This is a genomic window from Sporosarcina sp. YIM B06819 (genome assembly GCF_033485175.1).
Classification (GTDB): domain Bacteria; phylum Bacillota; class Bacilli; order Bacillales_A; family Planococcaceae; genus Sporosarcina.
In genome coordinates, this window is record NZ_JAWLIQ010000055.1 from 1 (window position 1) to 1854 (window position 1854).

The following is a 1854-nucleotide window of genomic DNA, read 5'->3' on the forward strand; positions in this document are numbered from 1 at the left end:
AGGTACCTATTATGTTAAATAGATAGTTGGAAATAGAAAAAACCATTGTTTTCAGGGTATAGGAGAAGTACCAATCACAGAACTTCCGATATACTACCCCACCAAAGAGGGAGGAGCTGAAAACAATGGTTACACTATCATTTAATCATATTCAGGGGAAGAACGGAAGTCATTGGAATCGTTTAATGCGAGAAGAAAAGGCAAAGGAATATTGTATTGTAGCGATTGATGCAGCGAAGTTTGTGAATACAGCGATGCTATGTACAATCTACGGTGATATTTTACAGGAGCCGTTTGAGTTCGACGGGTCAATGACAGGCTATCAATTAATGAAGAAATACATTGATTCTGTGTGTGAAGCGTACTCACTTTCACAAGTGATTGTCGGAATTGAAACGACTGCGCACTATTACGAAGACCTTGTGAGACTTTGTATGGTTGAGGGATATACCGTCAGGATATTGAATGCGGCGACGACTGCTAGGGAAAGAGAAACTGTGTTGAATTATACGAAAACAGACCGTGTGGATTTGATGGCGATTGTTCAGTCGTTACTTCACGGGCGTGGTGGAACGAGCGTTGATTCCTTACTGGAACTGGAATCATTAAAGACATTGACAAGGGCCAGAAGGACGCTTGTGAACGTGCAAACACGGACAATCAATCATCTACGCTTGTATATGGACCATATTTTCCGTGAGTTTCAAGGGAAGAATTTAAAGGTTGAAGGGGAAAATAAGGTCATAAAAATTCTGGATCAGTTTGTTTCAAAAACGTCTCTATTCTTGATGAGAAACCATCCTCACCCATCAGATATCCTATCCCTAGGCAAAATTGGTTTGAGAGATATATCAATAGAACATAATTTGAAGCTCCGGGAGGAAGTGATAGAAAGACTCCTGGATTACGCTGAGAATTCGATATCCAAACCAAAGTCTATGCTTGAAAGCGAGTTGATTTTACTTCAACTAAAACTTGATGAATATGAGTTAATACACCGTCAAATCAAGCAATTAGAGGATGTAATTGAAGCGAAACTACTGGAGACCGATGGTGGTATCCTTTTGAGTATCCCGGGTTTAGGGATCACTACAGCCGCTGAATTGACCGCTGAAATAGGGAATGTCCATGACTATTCACATGCAGGACAACTCATCAAAATGGCCGGTACGAACCCAATCGTAAGACAGTCAGGTGGGAAAAAGGCTAATCATTACCGGATATCCAAACAAGGTAGAGCAGCTTTTCGGAACGTGGTCTATCAGGTTGGGAAAAACGTTTCGGTTCAGAATCCGGAAATGAAAGTAAGGTATTTGGCGATGAAGGACAAAGGAAAGAAAGCAGATCAGTCCTATATTGCTTTAGGGAATCGAATCTTACGGATTGCCTTCGCCATGATCAAAGACCAACAGCTATATAAAAGTTGTCAACCGGATTATTGTCTAGAAAAAGTCATCGCTGGCAAACTGAAAAACACGAAAAAGAAAGACCTGTTCTATCAACGCTATGTAAAAGTAGAGGAACTGTAAACACAAAGTTTAGGTGCACACAAAGGCGTTTTCCCGGAACGTAGACCACATAGTTCAAGGTACCTGAGGCTTTAATGACCTCGTTGCACAGCGTCATGGGTCTTGTTTCACAAATACGAATAAAACGTTAAAGAACGTGAGCTTGTATTTAATAGGATGTATCCCTGTGAAATGAAACGCAAGACCTTTCACGTTGCGGAAAAACGCCATTATATTGTTCTGTGATTGTTGAGTTTCAAAAAAATACCATTATGAGGCTTTGGTTTCGTGCGGCCAAAAATCTATTTTCATAGCGCTTGACTTATTTCACATTAAACGCTGTGCA

At 40.6% G+C, this 1854-nt stretch carries 1 protein-coding gene; it reads left to right on the top strand.

Annotation, left to right across the window (positions count from 1 at the left end):
• Positions 1-125: 125 nt before the first annotated feature.
• Positions 126-1529, top strand: coding sequence for an IS110 family transposase (locus tag R2B72_RS18440; protein ID WP_318618364.1), 1404 nt, complete (start codon positions 126-128; stop codon positions 1527-1529).
• The last annotated feature ends 325 nt before the right edge of the window (positions 1530-1854 follow it).